The following is a 19,075-nucleotide window of genomic DNA, read 5'->3' as shown; positions in this document are numbered from 1 at the left end:
TGGCCCTGACGCATTTCCGTATCCGGAAACAGGGGCCGGCACTCCCGTGCCGGCCCGCCGTTGGTCAGCCCCGGGTCTGCATGTCGGCGCGGAGGTTACGCAGCAGGCCCCCTGCGTCGGTGACCGAACGCCCCGGGAACATCGCCATCACGACGCTGCCGTGGTCGGCCCAGCCGCACACCGCGAAGTCGCCGCCCTCACCGCTGGTGCTACCGCACTTCATGACGCCGCCCAGCTCGCCCGCGGGCACCTCCCGCAGGCCGGTCACCGCGCCGGTCTCGTCGGACATCAGGCCGAAGAGGCTGTCCAGGTCCCGCTCCGGCTGCCAGAGCAGGGTGGTGCCGCCGAAGATGAGCACCGACCGCTTGTCGTCGGCCGGGTCGCGGTAGACCGTGCCGAAGCTGGTGTCCAGCTCGATGTCGGCGGCCAAGCCGCTGCGCAGGTAGTCCGCCGTGCTCTTGGCCCGCTCGCTGTCGTCGCGGGTCAGGCCCGCCACCCGGTCCGGCGAGGTCAACTGGGTGTCCTTCTGCTGCGCGACCCGCCACCCGCCGACACCCAGCACTCCCGCGCCGGCCAGGCCGACGACCAGTGCGGCAGCCCAGCCGATCCTGCGGCGCCGGGACCAACCACCCCGCGGCTCGTCGGGGTCGCCACCGGGGTCCCGGGTGCTGAGCTGGATCGGCTCCTCGGTGAGCTCAACCGGCTCGCGACCGTCGTCGAGCGGGCGCTCAGTGAGATGTGCGTCGGACATAGCCGACACCGTACGCGAATGGCAGGTGGTGCACGTCAGGTCCGCGGAAGCCCTCCGTAGACTTTCCAGGGTGACCGACAGACTCGATGCCCGACGCCCCGACGCCCCCACCCTGGCCGGCCAGTACCAGCCCGGCGAGGTAGAGCAGCGACGGTACGAGCAGTGGGTAGCCGCCGGGCACTTCCGGGCCTCCGCCGACAGCGACAAGCCTCCCTTCACCATCGTCATCCCGCCGCCGAACGTCACCGGCTCGCTGCACATGGGCCACGCGTTCGAGCACACGCTGATGGACGCGCTGACCCGGCGCAAGCGCATGCAGGGCTTCGAGGCGCTCTGGCTGCCCGGCATGGACCACGCCGGCATCGCCACCCAGAACCTGGTCGAGCGTCAGCTCGCCGGCGAGGGCCTGTCCCGGCACGACCTCGGCCGGGAGAAGTTCGTCGAGCGGGTCTGGCAGTGGAAGGCCGAGTCCGGTGGGGCGATCCTCGGTCAGATGCGGCGCCTCGGCGACTCGGTCGACTGGGACCGGGAACGCTTCACCATGGACGCGGGCCTGACCCGCGCCGTCCAGACGATCTTCAAGAAGCTCTTCGACGAGGGCCTCATCTACCGGGCCAACCGGATCATCAACTGGTGCCCGCGCTGCCTGACCGCGCTCTCCGACATCGAGGTCGAGCACACCGACGACGACGGTGAGCTGATCTCCATCCGGTACAGCGACGAGGTCGTGGTGGCCACCACCCGGGCCGAGACGATGCTGGGCGACACCGCCGTGGCGGTGCACCCGGACGACGAGCGGTACCAGCACCTGATCGGCACCGAGGTGGAGCTGCCGCTGACCGGCCGCCGCATCCCGATCGTCGCCGACGCGCACGTCGACCCGTCCTTCGGCACCGGCATGGTCAAGGTGACCCCGGCGCACGACCCGAACGACTTCGAGATCGGCCAGCGCCACGACCTGCCCGCGCTGACCGTCATGGACGAGCGGGGTGTGATCACCGTGCCCGGCCCGTTCGAGGGGCTGGACCGGTTCGAGGCGCGGCCCGCGATTGTGGCGGCGCTGCGCGAGCAGGGTCTGATCGTGGCCGAGAAGCGGCCGTACGTGCACGCGGTCGGCCACTGCTCGCGGTGCAAGACGACCGTCGAGCCGCGGCTGTCGCTGCAGTGGTTCGTCAACACCGCCCCGCTGGCCCAGGCCGCCGGCGACGCGGTCCGCGACGGCCGGGTCCGCATCGAGCCCGCCGAGCTGGCCAAGCGCTACTTCGCCTGGGTCGACAACATGCACGACTGGTGCATCTCCCGCCAGCTGTGGTGGGGGCACCGGATCCCGGTCTGGTACGGCCCGCAGGGCGAGATCGTCTGCGTCGGCCCGGACGAGCAGCCGCCGACCGGGGACGGCTGGCGGCAGGACGAGGACGTGCTGGACACGTGGTTCTCCAGCGCGCTCTGGCCGTTCTCCACCCTCGGGTGGCCCGAGCAGACCCCGGACCTGGCCAAGTTCTACCCGACCAGCGTCCTGGTCACCGGTTACGACATCCTCTTCTTCTGGGTCGCCCGGATGATGATGTTCGGCCTGTACGCGATGGACGGCCGGCAGCCCTTCGACGTGGTCGCTCTGCACGGCATGGTCCGCGACGAGCACGGCAAGAAGATGTCCAAGTCGTTCGGCAACGTGGTCGACCCGCTGGACTGGATCGACCGGTTCGGCGCCGACGCGACCCGGTTCACCCTGGCCCGCGGTGCCAACCCGGGCCAGGACGTCCCGGTCAGTGAGGACTGGTGCCAGGGCTCCCGCAACTTCTGCAACAAGCTCTGGAACGCCACCCGCTTCGCGCTGATGAACGGGGCGCACACCTCGGGTGACCTGCCGGCCGCCGAGCAGCTCTCCACCGTCGACCGGTGGATCCTCTCCCGGCTGGCGCACGTCACCGCCGAGGTCGACGAGCAGTTCGAGTCGTACGAGTTCGCCAAGGTGTGCGACCTGCTCTACCACTTCGCGTGGGACGACGTCTGCGACTGGTACGTCGAGCTGAGCAAGCCGGTGCTGGCCGAGGGCGGTGAGCGTGCCGAGACCACCCGGCGGGTGCTCGGGCACGTGCTGGACCAGCTGCTGCGGCTGCTGCACCCGGTCATCCCGTTCGTCACCGAGGAGCTGTGGCTCGCGCTGACCGGCGGCGAGACGGTGCAGAAGGCCGCCTGGCCGGTGGCCGACCGTTCGCTGATCGACGACGCCGCCGAGGCGGAGCTGGCCAGCGTGCAACGGGTGATCACCGAGATCCGCCGGTTCCGTTCCGACCAGGGGCTGCGGCCGACGCAGCGGGTGGCCGCGCGGCTGGACGGGCTGACCGGGGCCGGCATCGCCGCCCACGAGCCGCTGATCCGCTCGCTCGCCCGGCTGGACCCGGTCGGCGAGGACTTCCAGGCGAGTGCCACCCTGGCCATGCCCGGGGCGGTGGGTGTCGCGTTGGACACCCGGGGGTCGATCGACGTGGCCGCCGAGCGGGCCCGGCTCACGAAGGACCGCGCGGCGGCCGAGAAGGAGGTCGCGCAGGCCCGGGCGAAGCTCGACAACCCGGCCTTCATCGGCAAGGCCCCCGAGCCGGTGGTCGCGAAGATCCGCGACCGGCTCGCCACCGCCGAAGCCGACCTGGTTCGGATCGACGCTGCTCTGGAGACGCTTACCTCGTGACCGACCCCACCGATTTCGCCACCGCCGAGGCCGAGCTGGCCGCCCGCGGCTTCACCCGTATGGTCTTCGAGCTGGACCGGATCGAGTCGCTGCTGGACCTGCTCGGCAGCCCGCAGCGGGCGTACCCGGCGATCCACCTCACCGGCACCAACGGCAAGACCTCCACCGCGCGAATGATCGACTCGCTGCTCCGGGCGTTCGGCCTGCACACCGGCCGGTACACGAGCCCGCACCTGGAGACCATCCGGGAGCGGATCAGCCTGGACGGCGAACCGGTCAGCGAGGAGCGCTTCGCCGCCGTGTACCGGGAGATCCGGCCGCTGGCGGAACTGGTCGACGCCGGCTCGGACGAGCCGCTGACGTACTTCGACATGACCACGGCGCTGGCGTTCGCGACGTTCGCCGACGCTCCGGTCGACATCGCCGTGGTCGAGGTGGGTCTCGGCGGTGCCGAGGACGCCACGAACGTCATCCAGGCCGGGGTCTGTGTCATCACCCCGATCGGCCTGGACCACACCGAGTGGCTCGGTGACACGCTCCAGGACATCGCGCTGGCCAAGGCCGGCATCATCCACCCGGGTGCCACCGTGATCTCGGCGGCGCAGGAGGAGGAGGCGGCCCGTCCCCTCCTGGAACGCTGCGCCGAGGTGGGCGCGACCATCGCCCGGGAGGGCGCCGAGTTCGGCGTGCTGAGTCGGGCCATCGCGGTCGGCGGCCAGGTGCTCACCCTCCAGGGGCTCGGCGGCATCTACGACGACGTGTTCATCCCGCTGCACGGCGCGCACCAGGCGCAGAACGCCGCGGTGGCGCTCGCCGCGGTGGAGGCGTTCCTGGGTGCCGGGACCACGCGGCAGCTGGATATCGAGGCGGTCCGGGAGGGCTTCGCCGAGGCCAGCTCCCCGGGTCGGCTGGAGCGGGTCCGGAACGCCCCGACCGTCCTGCTGGACGGCGCGCACAACCCGCACGGGATGGCCGCCACCGTCACCGCGTTGCAGGAGGAGTTCGCGTTCAGCAAGCTGGTGGCGGTCGTCGGCGTGCTCGCCGACAAGGACGCGTCCAGCCTGCTGGAGCTGCTGGAGCCGGTGGTCGACCTGGTGGTGGTCACCCGCAACACCTCGCCACGGGCGATGCCGACGGCGGAACTCGCCGCGCTGGCCGCCGAGATCTTCGGCGAGGAGCGGGTCGAGGTGGCCGAGGAGATGCCGGACGCGATCGAGGTGGCGGTGGCGCTGGCCGAGGAGGACGTCCCCGGTGAACTCAGCGGGGTCGGGGTCCTGGTCACCGGGTCGGTGGTGACGGTGGCCGACGCGCGTCGGCTGCTGAAGCGATGACCGGCCCGGAGCGGGACCCACAGGCCCCCGAGTTTCCGCCCACCGACCCGCCGACGGCCGAGCAACCCGCGGCCGATGAGTCTGTTCCCGATCAGCCGCGGCGGTCCGGGCTGCGCAACCCGGAGCGGGCGGTACGCGGCCTGGGTGCCGGGACGCTCGGCCTGGAGGCGCTGGTGCTGCTGCTGGCCATCCAGCCGATCCGCGTGGTCGGCGGCGACCTGAGCGGCGCCGCGATCGGTGTCGTGGTGGCCCTGGCGGTGGTCGCCATCCTGCTCGCCGGCATGATGCGCCGCCCCTGGGCCTGGCACGCCGGCACCGTCCTGCAGGGCCTGCTGCTGCTGGCCGGGCTGCTGCACTGGTCGCTGTTCGCGTTGGGCGTCATCTTCGCCCTCGTCTGGGCGTACGCGCTGCACGTCCGCCGGGTCATCCTCGGCTGACGCCCGACCGGGTCAGGCGTCGGCGCGTTCCCGCCACTGGGTGAGGGCAATGCCGTGGCCGTCCGGATCGCGGAACGCCGCCGCCCACACCTCCAGCCGGGTGCCCCGGTTCACCACGCGCGGCGCGTACGTGAAGCGGACACCCGACTCGCGCAGCCGCCCGTACGCCGCCTCGATGTCGTCGACCTCGAGGTTGACGTGCACGAGACGGCGGCTGATCGGCGCCGCCCCGGTCACCTCCCGCAGCACCAACCGGGTCGTGCCGGAGGCGAGCACGGCGTTGCCGGCGCCCTGGTCGACCTCGGTGAAGCCCAGCACGTCACGGTAGAAGCCGAGCGACCGGGCCAGGTCGGTGACCAGCAGGGTGAGGCCCACTCCGCTGATCGGGGCGGCCGGGTCCGCGGCGGCGCCCTCGTCGTACCCGAAGATCGCCTCGTCCAGCTCCTCGGCGGTGACGGCCTCGCGTGCCTCGCCCGGCGTGGCGGGATCGTCCAGCGGCAGGTCGAGCGGGTCCAGCGGATCCGTCGCGAACGGACCGGACCGCTGCGTGGGAGGTTGTTCGAAGCGGTGCGGGGCCGGTGGGTCGAAGGGCCCCTCCGCCGCCGGGGCGGGCCGGTCGTCCGCCGGCTGGTCGAAGCGGTCGGCGTCGGGCTCGTCGAAATGCTCCTCGGCGGGCGGACGCGGCGCGGGAGTGGCGCGCCGGGGCAGCCCGCCGCCGGCCTGCTGCTCGACCAGGACGCCCTCCAGCACCACCGGGCCACCCGGGCTCTGGTGCACCACCACCGGCTCGCGCTCCTCGGGTGGGACACCGAGGTCGTCGCGCAGCGGGTTGGGGTCGAGCGGGTCGCGGAACACCTCGCCGGCGCGCGGATCGCGGAAGTCGTCCCGGAAGTCGTCGTCCGGCGCGCGATCGGCCCACGGCGGCGCGTCCTGCTGGATCAGCACCTCGTCCAGAGGTTCGGCGTCGGCGAACTCCGGCGGGAGGTCAGCGACGGCCGCGGCGGTCTCGGCGTGGGTCAGCACCTCGTCCCAGAGGACCTTGACGTGGCGCTGGTCGTCCAGCGCGACGCGGATCGGCAGGGTCTGGCCCAGCGACGGCCACTTGGAGACCGGCACCCGCGGCTCGATGATCTTCTTGGATCGGGGCGGCAGGCCGGGCGCGTCGATCACCAGTTGCAGCTCGCAGCGGCCGAACGCGTACTGGGTGGGTGGTTCGGAGGCGCTGTGCACGTGCCCGACGCCGACCACCCAGGTGCGCCCGCCGCCGCGCACGGTGGCCAGCGCGATCGCCAGCACCAGCAGGGCGACGCCGAGCGCCACGATGGCCCAGCTGGTCATGCCCAGCCCGAAGAGGACGACGAACGTGGCCACGGTGCCCAGCACCGTGCCGATCAGCTTGCGTACCGGCGCGATGGGTCGGTTCCCGCCATTCGCCACAGTGGACCTCCCGGGGGTCAGGGCCAGGCTAGGCCGGATCGGCCACCGGGGGAAAGACCGGCCGCCGCGCCGGCGCCGGGACCGGGTCGCTAGGCTGACCGTACCGACCCCGAGCGTTCAGCGTGTACAGGAGGAACCCAGCGTGTCCAGCAACAGCCCGGATGAGCGCAGCCTCGTTCTGATCAAGCCCGACGCGGTCCGCCGCGGCCTGGTCGGCGAGGTCCTCTCCCGCTTCGAGCGCAAGGGGCTGCGGATCGACGCGATGGTGTACCGGACGATGGACGCCGCGCTCGCCGACGAGCACTACTCCGAGCACGTCGACAAGCCGTTCTACCCGCCGCTGAAGGACTTCATGACCGGCGGCCCGCTGGTCGCCCTGGTGCTCTCCGGCGACCAGGTCATCGACGTGGTCCGCGGGCTGGTCGGCGCGACCGACGGGCGCAGGGCCGTCGCCGGCACGATCCGGGGCGACCTGTCGCTGTCCAACCGGGAGAACCTGGTGCACGCCTCCGACTCTCCGGACAGCGCCAAGCGCGAGATCGCGCTCTGGTTCCCCGACCTCGGCTGAGACGCCCCAGCCCGGTCTGACCGGACGGCGCGCCGTTTTCAGTCGACCGGCGGCAGCTTCTCCGGATTGCCGACCACGTAGATCCCGGTGATCCGGCCGTCTGCCGCCGTGACGCTCATCGTGTACCGGTTGCCGTCCTCACGGGTCATCAGCGCGGCGGGTTCCCCGTTCAGCTCCAGCCGTTGGATGGCCCAGCGGTGGCGTCGACCGTAGACGCCGGCGAAGAACCGGGCGATCCGATCCGCTCCGCTGATCGGCTTGCGGGCGGCCGACACACGGCCACCCCCGTCGCTCCAGGCGGTGGCGTCCGCGGCGACCAGGCCGGTGAGCGTCGCCAGGTCACCCTCCCGGGCGGCGGCCAGGAACGCGTCCAGCAGCCGTTCCCGCTCGGAGCGGCTGGCGGTGAACCGCCGCTGCTCCTGGCGTACCCGCGCGGTCGCCCGGTGGTGCAGTTGCCGGCAGTCCTCGGGAGTCCGATCCAGGATCTCCCCGATCTCGGCGTAGGGCAGTTCGAAGGCGGTGTGCAGGACGTACACCGCGCGCTCCGGCGGTGTGAGCCGCTCCAGCACGTGCAGCAGCGCGGTGGACAGCGAGTCGCGCAGCTCCGCGCGGTCCAACGGCCCGAACGGGGAGGGCGCGGTGGGCACCGGCTCGGGCAGCCACGTACCCACGTACGTCTCACGGGTGGCCTGCCGCGACCGCAGCCGGTCCAGGGCCAGCCGGGTCACCACCCGGGACAGGTAGCGGCGCGGCTCGTCCACCGCCGACCGGTCTACGCCCAGCCAGCGCAGGTACGCCTCCTGGAGCACGTCCTCGGCGTCGTCCCGGCTGCCGAGCAGGCGATAGGCGAGCCCAAGCAGCATCGGCCGGTGCGCCTGGAGCGCACCGGCCGCCTCTGCTGCCCCGGTCGTCACACCTGCGCCGGAGGCTCCAGCCGCATCGTCACCGCGATCCGATTCCACACGTTGATTGTGGCGATCGCGACGACCAGGTCGGCCAGTTCCTTCTCCGACCAGACCTTCGCGGCGGTGTCCCACACCTCGTCCGGCACGCCGTGCTCGCCGAGCCGGGTGACCGCGTCGGTGAGCGCCAGCGCGGCGCGCTCCCGCTCGTCGAAGAACGGTGCCTCCCGCCAGGCGGCGACCGCGAACAACCTCCGGCTCGACTCGCCGCTGGCGAGCGCGTCCCGGCTGTGCATGTCCACGCAGAACGCGCACCCGTTCAGGATCGACGCCCGCAGCTTGACCAGCTCCAGCACGGTGTGGTCGACGTTGGTCTGGACGTACGACTCCATGCCCATGACGGCCTTGTACGCCTGAGGTACCACCTCGGCCGGGTTCATCCGTTGCACGACTACCTCCCTGATCGGTCCGACACCGTCATGACGGGTGGGGCGGGGTGTGCCGTGACAACCGGCCGCTGTGACGCCGATCATGCCGGCCGCGTCGGCCCTGGGAGGTCAGCCGCGGCCGGCCGGAACGGTGTCCGCCAGCACCTCGCGCGGGCGGGGGATCAGCTCGACCGGGCGGACGGCGTCGGCGTCACCCGTCGGGCCGGCCTGCCCGGTACTGTCGCCGTCGCGCGGACCGCGTCGGGTCACCCGGGCGGCCAGTCGACGGCCCACCTCGATCATGGGTAGCTCGACCCACCGGTAGAGCACGTCCGCGACGACCAACGCCACGACCACGGCACCGAGGAACACGGCGGTGCTGCGACGCCCCATCGCCGGCAACAGCCCGATCGCCACCCGCGCCGCGATGGACTGGACGAGGTACATCGAGTACGACCGCTCACCGATGAAGACCAGCGGCCGCAACCCCAGCCCCCGGGCGAGCACACTGCGCGAGAGCAGTGCCGGCAGCAGCAGGGCCGCCGCCGCGGCGTAGGTGCCGATCAGTGCCTCCTGGCCGAACCGGATCGGCCAGTACTGCACGGCGACCTGGAACGCGACGAAGACCACGATCACCGCGGTGGCCGTCACCGGGTGCGTCAGCGGCCGAACCAGTGCGAAACCTCGCCGGTGGTGCATGACCACCGCGGTCAGGCAGCCGAGCAGGATCGCCACGTAGTGGATCGGCCAGCTCAGCCAGGCGATGTCCGGCGGGATCATCGCGATGAACAGCACGATCAGGCCGGCGGTGACCGCCAGCCGGCGGCGGAAGGCGGCGGTCACCAGGACGAACGCGATGGCCGGCCAGAACAGGTAGAACTTCTGCTCGATCCCGATGGTCCAGGAGTGCAGGTACGGCGCGGTGCCCGGCAGGAGTTCGTTGATGAACAGCAGGTAGTACTTCATCAGGCGTTCGATCGTCTCGGCGCTGCCGCTGAGCCGGGCCAGCCCCCAGGTCAGGAAGAGCACCAGCAGGTAGACAGGCATGATCCGGAAGAACCGCCGCAGGTAGAACGCGCGCAGCGAGACCCTGCCGTACCGGTGCTCCTCACGCAGCAGCAGCGTCGTGATGAGGAAGCCGGAGAGCACGAAGAACAGGTGCACGCCGATCCAGCCGGTCAACCACTTCCAGGACGGGCCACCGTAGTGGAAGGCGAACACCATGATGGCGGCCACCGCCCGTAGTCCGTCCAGGGCGGGAAATCGACGCATGGCCTGGAATTCGTCGTATCGAAGCGAACGCACCGGCGAAGTTTGCGCGAGGGCGCCAGCCGGGTCAAGCCGGCCGGACACCCGCCGTTTCCGCTCTGGTCACCCGCACCGCCGATCGCGGCCAAGCCGCGACCATGAAGTTGGCGGGCGGATGTGCCGCTGATCCGCCCGCCAACCTCATGATCGACCAGGTCAGAGGGGGGTGTAGGTCGCAGATGCGGGGCGGTTGTTGGGCACCCAGGCCGGCTCTGGACGTTCGGGGAGGCGGTTCTCCGGGAGCGGCTGGTGGGGCACGCTCCGGTCGGCGGCCGGGGCCGGTTCGGTGGGGGCGACCACCGGCGCCGGCGGGGACGTCCGGCCGCTCGTGGAGAGCCGTCGCCCGACCTGGATCATCGGCTGCTCCACCCACCGGTACAGCAGATCGGCGGCGAGCAGTCCCACCACGGTGGCGGCCACGAACAACTTCGTCCCGCGCGTCTCGTACGACGGCACCAGCCCGACGACCACCGCCACGGCGAGCTGCTGCACCAGATAGAGCGAGTAGGAGCGCTCACCCACGAACACCAGCGGCCGCCAGGAGAGCAGCTTCTGCGGCAGCCCGGGGGCCAGCATGGCGGGAAGGAGCAGTGCCACCGCCACCGAGTAGCCGGCGATCATGATCTCCAGCCGGGGGTGCTCGGTGGCCGGCCAGTAGTGCAGCGACAGGTGCGCGGCGACGAACCCGATGGACACGACCACGGCCACCACGGGACGGGTCAGGGGCCGGACCAGCGCATACCCCCGGGGGTGGTGCATGACGATCGCCAGCAGGCAGCCCAGCAGGATCGACACGTAGTGGACCGGCCAGTAGGGCCAATCGGGCGTGAACGGGATCATCGCCGCCAGGCCGACGATGGCCAGCAGTGTCGCCGTGAGCCGGCGGCGGGCGCTCGCGGCGGCCAGCACGAAGGCGAGCAGCGGCCAGGCCAGGTAGAACTTCCACTCGATGGCGATCGTCCACGAGTGCAGATACCCCAGGGTCGGCGCGAACTCGTTGACCATGAGCAGGTAGTGCGGCATCGAGTCGGAAACGGTCGAGCCCTTGCCATTGAGGTGTGCCAGCGCGTACGTCGCCGCGAGCACCACGAAATAGACGGGCAGGATCCGAAAACCGCGCCGGATGTAGAAGGACCGCAGCGAGACGCGGCCCCGCCCCTCCTCCTCCCGCAGCAGCAGCGTGGTGATGAGGAAGCCGGACAGCACGAAGAACAGTTGAACCCCCGCCCAACCGGAGGTCCACGCCCAGCTCGGCCCACCGAAGTGGAAGGCGATGACGATCACCGCGGCGATCGCGCGGAGCCCGTCGAGGGCGGGAAACCGGCGCATCGCGCGGTACTGGGCGTAACTGATCTCGGTCACCCGGGGAATTCTGGTCATCGCCGCAAGATCGAGTCAAGGCGGCGCGGCCGGGGCGGAAGCGGTGGTTCGGGCGCCGGCGGCATTACTCGGCGGCGGACCGGTGGGCGGGTCGAGTATCGTTGAGCACCGTAAGGCGATGACCCGGCCATCACCGGTGAGCCTCCGGAAGAACAGCCGGGTGACCGGCCCAGTAGAACCGGACGGGTCCGGCCCGTCACAGCCGGCCAATGAGCGGGCGGTCGCACGTCGACCGCCAAGCGGGGTGGTACCGCGGACCACCCGGGGGCGTCGTCGAGGCGTACCCGGACGGTTCGTCCTCGCAGACCCACTGACGAGTGAGCTGCGCGAGGAGAGCGACCCCCGATGGCCTATCCACTGCACGACCCGTCCGCCGCCGGTGTCCCGGCGAGCCCGGACCTGCCCGCGGTCGAGCGCCGGGTGCTGGAGCACTGGACGGCCGACAAGACCTTCGAGGCCTCCATCGAGGCCCGCCCGGCCGGTGTCGACGGCAAGAACGAGTACGTCTTCTACGACGGCCCGCCGTTCGCCAACGGCCTGCCGCACTACGGTCACCTCTTCACCGGCTACGTCAAGGACGTGGTGCCCCGCTACCAGACCATGCGTGGCCGGCACGTCGAGCGGCGCTTCGGCTGGGACTGCCACGGCCTGCCCGCCGAGGTGGTGGCCGAGAAGCAGCTCGGCATCACCAGCAAGGCGGAGATCATCGACCTCGGCGTGGCCCGGTTCAACGAGGCCTGCCGCACCTCGGTGCTGGAGTTCACCCAGGACTGGGAGCGGTACATCAACCGGCAGGCCCGCTGGGTCGACTTCACCAACGACTACAAGACCCTCGACCTGGACTACATGGAAAGCGTCATGTGGGCCTTCAAGACCCTGCACGACAAGGGTCTGATCTACGAGGGTTTCCGGGTGCTGGCGTACTGCTGGCGCTGCGAGACGCCGCTGTCGAACACCGAGACCCGGATGGACGACGTCTACCGGGACCGGCACGACCCGACGCTGACCGTGTGGTTCGAGCTGACCGCCGACGAGAGCGCGCCGGAGCTGCTGCGCGGGCCGGTCAAGCTCGGTGTCTGGACCACCACGCCGTGGACCCTGCCGTCGAACCTGGCGCTCGCCGTCGGCCCGGACATCGAGTACGCGGTGCTGGAGCGTGACGGGCAGCGCCACGTCGTCGGCGCGGCGCGGCTGGCCGCGTACGCCAAGGAGCTGGAGGGCTACGAGCAGGTCGGCACGGTGTACGGCCGGGACCTGGTGGGCCGCCGCTACACCCCGCTGTTCGACTTCCTCGTAGAGCAGGCCGGCGAGAACGCCTACCAGGTGCTCGGCGCGGAGTTCGTCACCACCGAGGACGGCACCGGGGTCGTGCACCTGGCCCCGGCCTTCGGCGAGGACGACCAGAACGTCTGCAACGCCGCCGGCATCCCCACCATCGTCACGGTCGACGACCACACCCGGTTCACCGGGCTGGTGCCGCCGTACCAGGGCGAGCAGGTCTTCGACGTCAACAAGCCGGTGATCCGGGAGCTCAAGGAGCGGGGGGTGGTGCTCCGGCAGGACACCTACACCCACTCGTACCCGCACTGCTGGCGCTGCGACACCCCGCTGGTCTACAAGGCGGTGTCGTCGTGGTTCGTGGCGGTGACGAAGTTCCGGGACCGGATGGTCGAGCTGAACCAGGAGATCAACTGGACCCCGGGGCACATCAAGGACGGCTCGTTCGGCAAGTGGCTGGCCAACGCCCGCGACTGGTCGATCAGCCGGAACCGGTTCTGGGGCTCGCCGATCCCGGTCTGGAGGTCCGACGACCCGAACTACCCGCGCCTCGACGTCTACGGCTCGCTGGCCGACATCGAGCGGGACTTCGGCGTACGCCTGACCGACCTGCACCGGCCGGCGGTGGACGAGCTGGTCCGGCCGAACCCGGACGACCCGACCGGGCAGTCGATGATGCGTCGGGTGCCGGAGGTGCTGGACTGCTGGTTCGAGTCCGGTTCGATGCCGTTCGCCCAGGTGCACTACCCGTTCGAGAACGCGGACTGGTTCGAGCACCACTACCCGGGTGACTTCATCGTCGAGTACATCGGGCAGACCCGCGGCTGGTTCTACACCATGCACGTGCTGGCCACCGCGCTGTTCGACCGGCCGGCGTTCCGCAACTGCCTGAGCCACGGCATCCTGCTCGGCTCCGACGGGCGCAAGATGTCCAAGAGCCTGCGCAACTACCCGGACGTCTACCACGTCTTCGACGCGTACGGCTCGGACGCGATGCGCTGGATGCTGATGTCCTCGCCGGTGCTGCGCGGCGGTGACATGGCGGTCACCGAGTCGGGCATCCGCGACGCCGTCCGCCAGGTGATGCTGCCGCTGTGGAACGTCTGGTACTTCTTCTCGCTCTACGCCAACGCGGACGGGTACCAGGCGCGGCGCCGCACCGACTCGACGCACCTGCTCGACCGGTACGTGCTGGCCAAGACGAACGAGCTGGTGTCGACGGTCGGCGCGCAGATGGAGGCGTACGACATCTCCGGCGCCTGCGCCTCGGTCCGGTCCTACCTGGACGCGCTGACCAACTGGTACGTGCGCCGCTCCCGGGACCGGTTCTGGTCCGGCGACCAGAACGCGTTCGACACGCTGTGGACGGTGCTGGAGACGCTCTGCCGGGTGGTGGCGCCGCTGGCGCCGCTGACCGCGGAGGAGATCTGGCGCGGGCTGACCGGGGAGCGTTCGGTGCACCTGACCGACTGGCCGGAGGCGACCGACTTTCCGGCCGACCACGACCTGGTCGCCGCGATGGACGCCACCCGGGCGGTCGCCTCGGCGGCGCTGTCGCTGCGCAAGGCCAAGGGACTGCGGGTGCGGCTGCCGCTGTCCAAGCTGGTCGTGGCCTCGCCGGCGGCGGAGCAGCTGCGCCCGTTCGCCGACCTGGTCGCCGACGAGGTCAACGTGAAGGCGGTGGAGTTCAGCGCGGAGCTGTCCGAGTACTGCCAGCAGGTGCTGACCGTGGTGCCCCGGGCGCTCGGCCCGCGGGTCGGCAAGCAGGTCCAGCAGGTGATCAAGGCGGTCAAGGCGGGCGAGTGGGAGCTGGTCGACGGCGCCCCGGTGGCCGCCGGGGTCACCCTGGCCGAGGGCGAGTACGAGCTGCGCCTGGTCGCTGCCGACGCCGAGCACTCCGCGCCGCTGCCCGGCGGCGAGGGCGTGGTGGTGCTCGACACCGAGGTCACCCCGGAGCTGGCCGCCGAGGGGTTGGCCCGGGACGTGGTCCGGGTGGTGCAGCAGGCCCGCCGGGACGCCGACCTGGATGTCTCGGACCGGATCGTGGTGTCGGTGTCGGCGTCCGAGGAGGTGCGCGCGGCGGTGGCCGCGTACATCGACTTCGTGACCGGTGAGGTGCTGGCCGACTCCGTCGACTTCGACGAGGGCGTCGACGGCTTCGTCGGCGAGGTCGGCGAGGGTGACCGGGTGACGGTCGTGGTCCGCAGGGTATGAGTGGTCGGGGACGGACGGTCCAGCCTGGCCCGTCCGTCCCCGGATCCCGCTCCCGGGCCGCCCCCACGGCTCCCCGACGCCCGCCACCCGCTCCGGGCGGTGTGCGGGCGTCGGCTAACGTGACACCGCCTGTGCAACACACGACCGCCGGAGGACCAGTGCCCCTGCTCTACACCATCGGCAAGCTCACCGTGGCGCCCACGCTGCGGTTGGCGTTCCGCCCGACCGTGGAGGGGCTGGAGCACGTGCCGGAGACCGGCGGCGCGGTCTTCGCCGGCAACCATCTCTCGGTGGCCGACGAGCTGTTCCTCGGCACGGTGGTGCCGCGGCACCTGGCGTTCTGGGCGAAGTCGGAGTACTTCAAGGGCACCGGGGTCAAGGGTGCGATCTCCAAGTTCGTCCTCACCGGCCTGGGCGCGATCCCGGTCGAGCGGGCCGGTGGACGGGCCGCGCTGTCCGCGTTCGACGCGGCCATCCCGGCACTCAGGGGCGGCGACCTGGTGGTGGTCTACCCGGAGGGCACCCGCTCACCGGACGGCAAGCTCTACCGGGGGCGGACCGGGGCGGCCCGGCTGGCGATCTCCGCCGGGGTGCCGATCATCCCGGTCGGCATGATCGGTACGGACAAGGCGCAGCCGATCGGCGCCCGGGTGCCCCGCCCCGGCACGGCCAAGATCACCGTGCGGTTCGGCAAGCCGCTGGACTTCACCGGCCGGCCGGATGACCGCACCTCGCTGCGGCAGATGACCGACGAGCTGATGAGCGAGATCCAGAAGCTCACCGGCCAGGAGTACGTGCCGCGCTACGCCCCGCCGCGCGCCCACCCGGACCCGACCCGCGGCGCCTGACCCACCCCCGGTTCTCAGCTCCGTTCGGGCTGGACGATCTGCGCGCGCAGCGTGTTCAGCAGGTTCGCGCTGTCGGCGACGGAGAGCCGGGTGAACACGCCGGTGGCGATGCTGCCATGGTCGACCGAGGTGCAGACCACCACGTCACTGCCCGAGGAACGGCCGGTCGCGCAGCGTTCGTGCCGACCCCGCACACCGGTGTCCACCGTCTCGGGGGCGTCCAGCGCGTAGCGCTCGCTGAGCCGGGTGATCTCCGCGTCCGCGTCCGCCTCCGGGCTGAACCGGAAGCCGGTGCCGCCGAAGATCGTCACCCGTTTGCCGTCCGTGGTGCCGTACACCCCGGCGAAGGTGTCCTCGGCCAGCCAGTGCTCCTGGCGGACCTCGTTCTCCAACTGGCGGGCGGCCTCCGTGCTGCGGCTGTCCTGGCGCAGGCTCAGGTCAGCCACCTGCTCCGGCAGTGCCGCCCGGGCCGGGTACTGGGCCGAGATGGGGAACCCGTAGTAGGCCGGGCAGCCGCAGCAGCAGGCCAGGGTGAGCAGCAGCAGCCAGGGCCAGCGGCGTCGCCGGCGGACCTTGACGGGCACGTACCCCTTGGGGGCCTGCCAGCCCGGCGGCGGTGTCACCGGTGGTGGTGCGGCTGATCGCCGGCCCCGGCGCTGTTTGGGCAGTGCGGGCGGAGGCGCGGGCGGAGACACCGGCCGGGCGGGCATGGCGGGCATGGTGGGCTGGACGGCCGGCGGCCGTGGAGCGGCCGGTGGCGACACCGGATGTGCCCCGACCGGGGGAGCGGGCGGACCGGACCACTGCCGGGTCGCCGGCGGGGCCGGGTAGTGCAGCGTCGGGGGCAGCGGGGGCAACTCGGCGTGCGGCAGGTCCCAGCCGCCGGTGTCCACGCCGGCCCACGGGTCGACCGGGGTCCGCTGCTCGGGCGGCTCGTCCGGCGTGAGCGGGGGAGGCGGCGGAGGGGTCGGCTCGCTCGACGCGCCCCAGGCCCGCCTGCGCGGCAGCGGAGGTGGCACCGGCGCGGAACCGCTCCACCGGGGCGTGGTGGCCGGGTCGGCGGGGGATTCGGCGGTAGCGGCGGGTGCGGGTCCGTCGGCCGGTCGCCGCTCGTCCGCCGGTGTGGCCTCGTCCGGGCCGACGGCCTGATCGGTCGGCGGTTCCGGCCGGTGCGGTGCTTCCGGCTGGTCGGAGGGTTGCGGCTGGTCCGAGGGTTGCGGCTGGTCCGGCGGTACGGGTTGGGAGGTCGGCTCGTCGGCGACCGCCGGATCCTGGTCCGGCTCCGTGCCCGGGGTGCTCCCGTCGGCCGGACGGCCTGCTCCCGGCTGGGGCTCCGGCATCGCGGCAATCTCCTCTCGCGCCGGTCCGAGGTTAGTACCGTGCCGCCAGCCCCGCCGACCGGGCGTCATAACGGCGTGCGCGCGGTCACGGCCGGGAGGGCGCGTACCCTTGGGCATCATGAGTGCCCCGTCCACGACGCCGCGCCCGGCCGCGACCAATTCCGTCTGGCCCCGGCTGGAGCCGCTGCTGCCCCAGGTCACCAAGCCCATCCAGTACGTCGGCGGTGAGCTGGGTGCGGTGGTCAAGGACTGGGACGCCGCGACCGTGCGCTGGGCGCTGATGTATCCCGACGCGTACGAGGTGGGCCTGCCCAACCAGGGTGTGCAGATCCTCTACGAGGTGCTGAACGAGCTGCCCGACACCCTCGCCGAGCGGACGTACGCGGTCTGGCCGGACCTGGAGAACCTGATGCGCACGCACGGCGTGCCGCAGTTCACCGTCGACGCGCACCGGGCGGTCCGCGACTTCGACGTGTTCGGCATCTCCTTCTCCACCGAGCTGGGCTACACCAACCTGCTCACCGCGATCGACCTGGCCGGCATCCCGATGCTGGCCGCCGACCGCACCGACGCCGACCCGGTGATCGTGGCCGGTGGGCACGCCGCGTTCAACCCGGAGCCGATCGCCGACTTCATCGACGCCGCCGTGCTCGGCGACGGCGAGGAGGCGGTCCTGGAGATCACCGCGATCGTCCGGGAGTGGAAGGCCGAGGGCTCGCCCGGTGGCCGCGACGAGCTGCTGCTGCGGCTCGCCCGCACCGAGAGCGTCTACGTGCCGCGCTTCTACGACGTGGACTACCTCCCCGACGGCCGGATCCAGCGGGTCGTGCCGAACCGGGCGGACGTGCCGTTCCGGGTGCACAAGCGCACGACGATGGATCTGGACGCCTGGCCGTACCCGAAGAAGCCCCTCGTGCCGCTGGCCGAGACGGTGCACGAGCGGTACGCGGTGGAGATCTTCCGCGGCTGCACCCGGGGTTGCCGCTTCTGCCAGGCCGGCATGATCACCCGCCCGGTGCGGGAGCGTTCGATCACCACGGTCGGGCAGATGGTGCGCGACGGGCTGGAGTTCTCCGGCTTCTCCGAGGTGGGCCTGCTGTCGCTCTCCTCGGCCGACCACTCCGAGATCGGCGACATGTGCTCGGGCCTGGCCCAGCAGTACGAGGGCACGAACGTCTCGCTGTCGCTGCCGTCGACCCGGGTGGACGCCTTCAACATCGACCTCGCGCAGGAGTTGTCCCGCAACGGCCGGCGCACGGGCCTGACCTTCGCTCCGGAGGGCGGCTCGGAGCGGATCCGCAAGGTCATCAACAAGATGGTGTCGAAGGAAGACCTCATCCGCACCGTCGTCACCGCGTACAGCAACGGCTGGCGGCAGGTGAAGCTCTACTTCATGTGCGGCCTGCCCACCGAGACCGACGCCGACGTCCTGGAGATCGCGGACATGGCGCACGAGGTGATCAAGGCCGGCCGGGCCGCGACCGGCTCCAAGGACATCCGCTGCACGGTCTCCATCGGCGGGTTCGTGCCGAAGCCGCACACCCCGTTCCAGTGGGCTCCGATGGAGCGCCCGGAGGTCATCGACCACCGGCTCAAGATCCTCAAGCAGGCGATCAACTCGGACCGGTCGCTGGGCCGGGCGATCGGCTACCGCTACCACGACGGTGAGCCGTCGCTGATCGAGGGTCTGCTCTCCCGGGGTGACCGCCGGGTCGGTTCGGTGATCCGCAAGGTGTGGGAGAACGGCGGCCGCTTCGACGGTTGGAGCGAGCACTTCTCCTACCAGCGCTGGGTGGACGCGGCGGCCGAGACGCTGCCCGCGTTCGGGGTGGACCTCGACTGGTACACCACCCGTCAGCGCGACGAGCTGGAGGTCCTGCCCTGGGACCACCTGGACTCGGGCCTGGACAAGGACTGGCTCTGGCAGGACTGGCAGGACTCGCTGTCGGAGTACGAGCAGGACGACTGCCGGTGGACCCCGTGCTTCGACTGCGGTGTCTGCCCCTCCATGGACACCGAGATCCAGATCGGCCCCACCGGCCGGAAGCTCCTCCCGCTCACCCCGCTGGGTGGCAACGGCATGAAGGTGCCGGCGGGCGACCACTCCGCCTGATCGCGGGGCAGCGCCGGGTGCCGGACACCCGCTACTCTCCATAGTCGACAC

General features: G+C 71.6%; 14 protein-coding genes. 7 read left to right on the top strand and 7 right to left on the bottom strand.

Annotation, left to right across the window (positions count from 1 at the left end; genetic code table 11):
• Nucleotides 1–64: 64 nt before the first annotated feature.
• Nucleotides 65–751 carry a hypothetical protein gene (locus M8C17_RS30835; RefSeq protein WP_252420176.1) on the bottom strand — a complete coding sequence of 229 codons (687 nt, stop codon included), beginning with the start codon at nucleotides 749–751 and terminating at the stop codon, nucleotides 65–67.
• Between the two features lie 70 nt (nucleotides 752–821).
• Between M8C17_RS30835 and M8C17_RS30830 the strand changes: the two genes are divergently transcribed.
• The 3 genes from M8C17_RS30830 to M8C17_RS30820 are packed head-to-tail and all read left to right on the top strand — an operon-like array spanning nucleotide 822 to nucleotide 5,208.
• Entirely contained in the window at nucleotides 822–3,440 is a 2,619-nt protein-coding gene (locus M8C17_RS30830; protein ID WP_252420174.1) for a valine--tRNA ligase, read from the top strand.
• A complete protein-coding gene (locus M8C17_RS30825; RefSeq protein ID WP_252420172.1) occupies nucleotides 3,437–4,771 on the top strand; it encodes a folylpolyglutamate synthase/dihydrofolate synthase family protein in 1,335 nt (444 codons plus the stop codon). The genes M8C17_RS30830 and M8C17_RS30825 overlap by 4 nt, the downstream gene beginning before the upstream one ends.
• Nucleotides 4,768–5,208 carry a DUF4233 domain-containing protein gene (locus M8C17_RS30820; RefSeq protein WP_252420170.1) on the top strand — a complete coding sequence of 147 codons (441 nt, stop codon included), beginning with the start codon at nucleotides 4,768–4,770 and terminating at the stop codon, nucleotides 5,206–5,208. The genes M8C17_RS30825 and M8C17_RS30820 overlap by 4 nt, the downstream gene beginning before the upstream one ends.
• 12 nt (nucleotides 5,209–5,220) lie before the next feature.
• On the opposite strand, the gene M8C17_RS30815 is transcribed toward M8C17_RS30820, so the two are convergent.
• Nucleotides 5,221–6,645 carry a VOC family protein gene (locus tag M8C17_RS30815; protein ID WP_252420168.1) on the bottom strand — a complete coding sequence of 475 codons (1,425 nt, stop codon included), beginning with the start codon at nucleotides 6,643–6,645 and terminating at the stop codon, nucleotides 5,221–5,223.
• A 142-nt stretch (nucleotides 6,646–6,787) separates the two neighbouring features.
• Between M8C17_RS30815 and ndk the strand changes: the two genes are divergently transcribed.
• The gene (gene ndk, locus M8C17_RS30810; RefSeq protein WP_252420166.1) at nucleotides 6,788–7,213 is read left to right on the top strand and encodes a nucleoside-diphosphate kinase; all 426 of its coding nucleotides are present in this window, start codon (nucleotides 6,788–6,790) and stop codon (nucleotides 7,211–7,213) included.
• A 38-nt stretch (nucleotides 7,214–7,251) separates the two neighbouring features.
• On the opposite strand, the gene sigJ is transcribed toward ndk, so the two are convergent.
• From sigJ to M8C17_RS30790, 4 genes are all read right to left on the bottom strand, one after another.
• Nucleotides 7,252–8,127 carry an RNA polymerase sigma factor SigJ gene (gene sigJ, locus M8C17_RS30805; protein WP_308209608.1) on the bottom strand — a complete coding sequence of 292 codons (876 nt, stop codon included), beginning with the start codon at nucleotides 8,125–8,127 and terminating at the stop codon, nucleotides 7,252–7,254.
• On the bottom strand, nucleotides 8,124–8,555 hold the full coding sequence (locus M8C17_RS30800) for a carboxymuconolactone decarboxylase family protein (RefSeq protein WP_256483702.1): 432 nt from the start codon (nucleotides 8,553–8,555) through the stop codon (nucleotides 8,124–8,126). Before M8C17_RS30800 ends, sigJ begins: the two co-directional genes overlap by 4 nt.
• 117 nt (nucleotides 8,556–8,672) lie before the next feature.
• Complete coding sequence (locus M8C17_RS30795) at nucleotides 8,673–9,848, bottom strand: acyltransferase (protein WP_252420160.1); 1,176 nt, start codon at nucleotides 9,846–9,848, stop codon at nucleotides 8,673–8,675.
• 159 nt (nucleotides 9,849–10,007) lie between these two features.
• On the bottom strand, nucleotides 10,008–11,213 hold the full coding sequence (locus tag M8C17_RS30790; RefSeq protein ID WP_252420158.1) for an acyltransferase: 1,206 nt from the start codon (nucleotides 11,211–11,213) through the stop codon (nucleotides 10,008–10,010).
• A 363-nt stretch (nucleotides 11,214–11,576) separates the two neighbouring features.
• Between M8C17_RS30790 and ileS the strand changes: the two genes are divergently transcribed.
• Nucleotides 11,577–14,723: an isoleucine--tRNA ligase gene (ileS, locus tag M8C17_RS30785; protein WP_252420156.1), complete on the top strand. Its 3,147-nt coding sequence runs from the start codon at nucleotides 11,577–11,579 to the stop codon at nucleotides 14,721–14,723.
• Nucleotides 14,724–14,881: 158 nt separating this feature from the next.
• Nucleotides 14,882–15,571 (top strand): 1-acyl-sn-glycerol-3-phosphate acyltransferase, encoded by a 690-nt coding sequence (locus M8C17_RS30780; protein ID WP_252420154.1) that lies wholly within the window; start codon nucleotides 14,882–14,884, stop codon nucleotides 15,569–15,571.
• A gap of 14 nt (nucleotides 15,572–15,585) precedes the next feature.
• Here the strand turns inward: M8C17_RS30780 and M8C17_RS30775 are convergent, their stop codons facing one another.
• Nucleotides 15,586–16,911, bottom strand: a complete 1,326-nt coding sequence (locus tag M8C17_RS30775; protein ID WP_252420152.1) for a hypothetical protein — start codon at nucleotides 16,909–16,911, stop codon at nucleotides 15,586–15,588.
• Between the two features lie 118 nt (nucleotides 16,912–17,029).
• Between M8C17_RS30775 and M8C17_RS30770 the strand changes: the two genes are divergently transcribed.
• On the top strand, nucleotides 17,030–19,024 hold the full coding sequence (locus M8C17_RS30770; protein WP_252420150.1) for a TIGR03960 family B12-binding radical SAM protein: 1,995 nt from the start codon (nucleotides 17,030–17,032) through the stop codon (nucleotides 19,022–19,024).
• The last annotated feature ends 51 nt before the right edge of the window (nucleotides 19,025–19,075 follow it).

Origin of the sequence: Micromonospora sp. RHAY321 (genome assembly GCF_023896955.1) — a bacterium.
Classification (GTDB): domain Bacteria; phylum Actinomycetota; class Actinomycetes; order Mycobacteriales; family Micromonosporaceae; genus Micromonospora.
The sequence above is the reverse complement of the archived record's forward strand: the minus strand, read 5'-3'. Positions and strand labels throughout refer to the sequence as shown.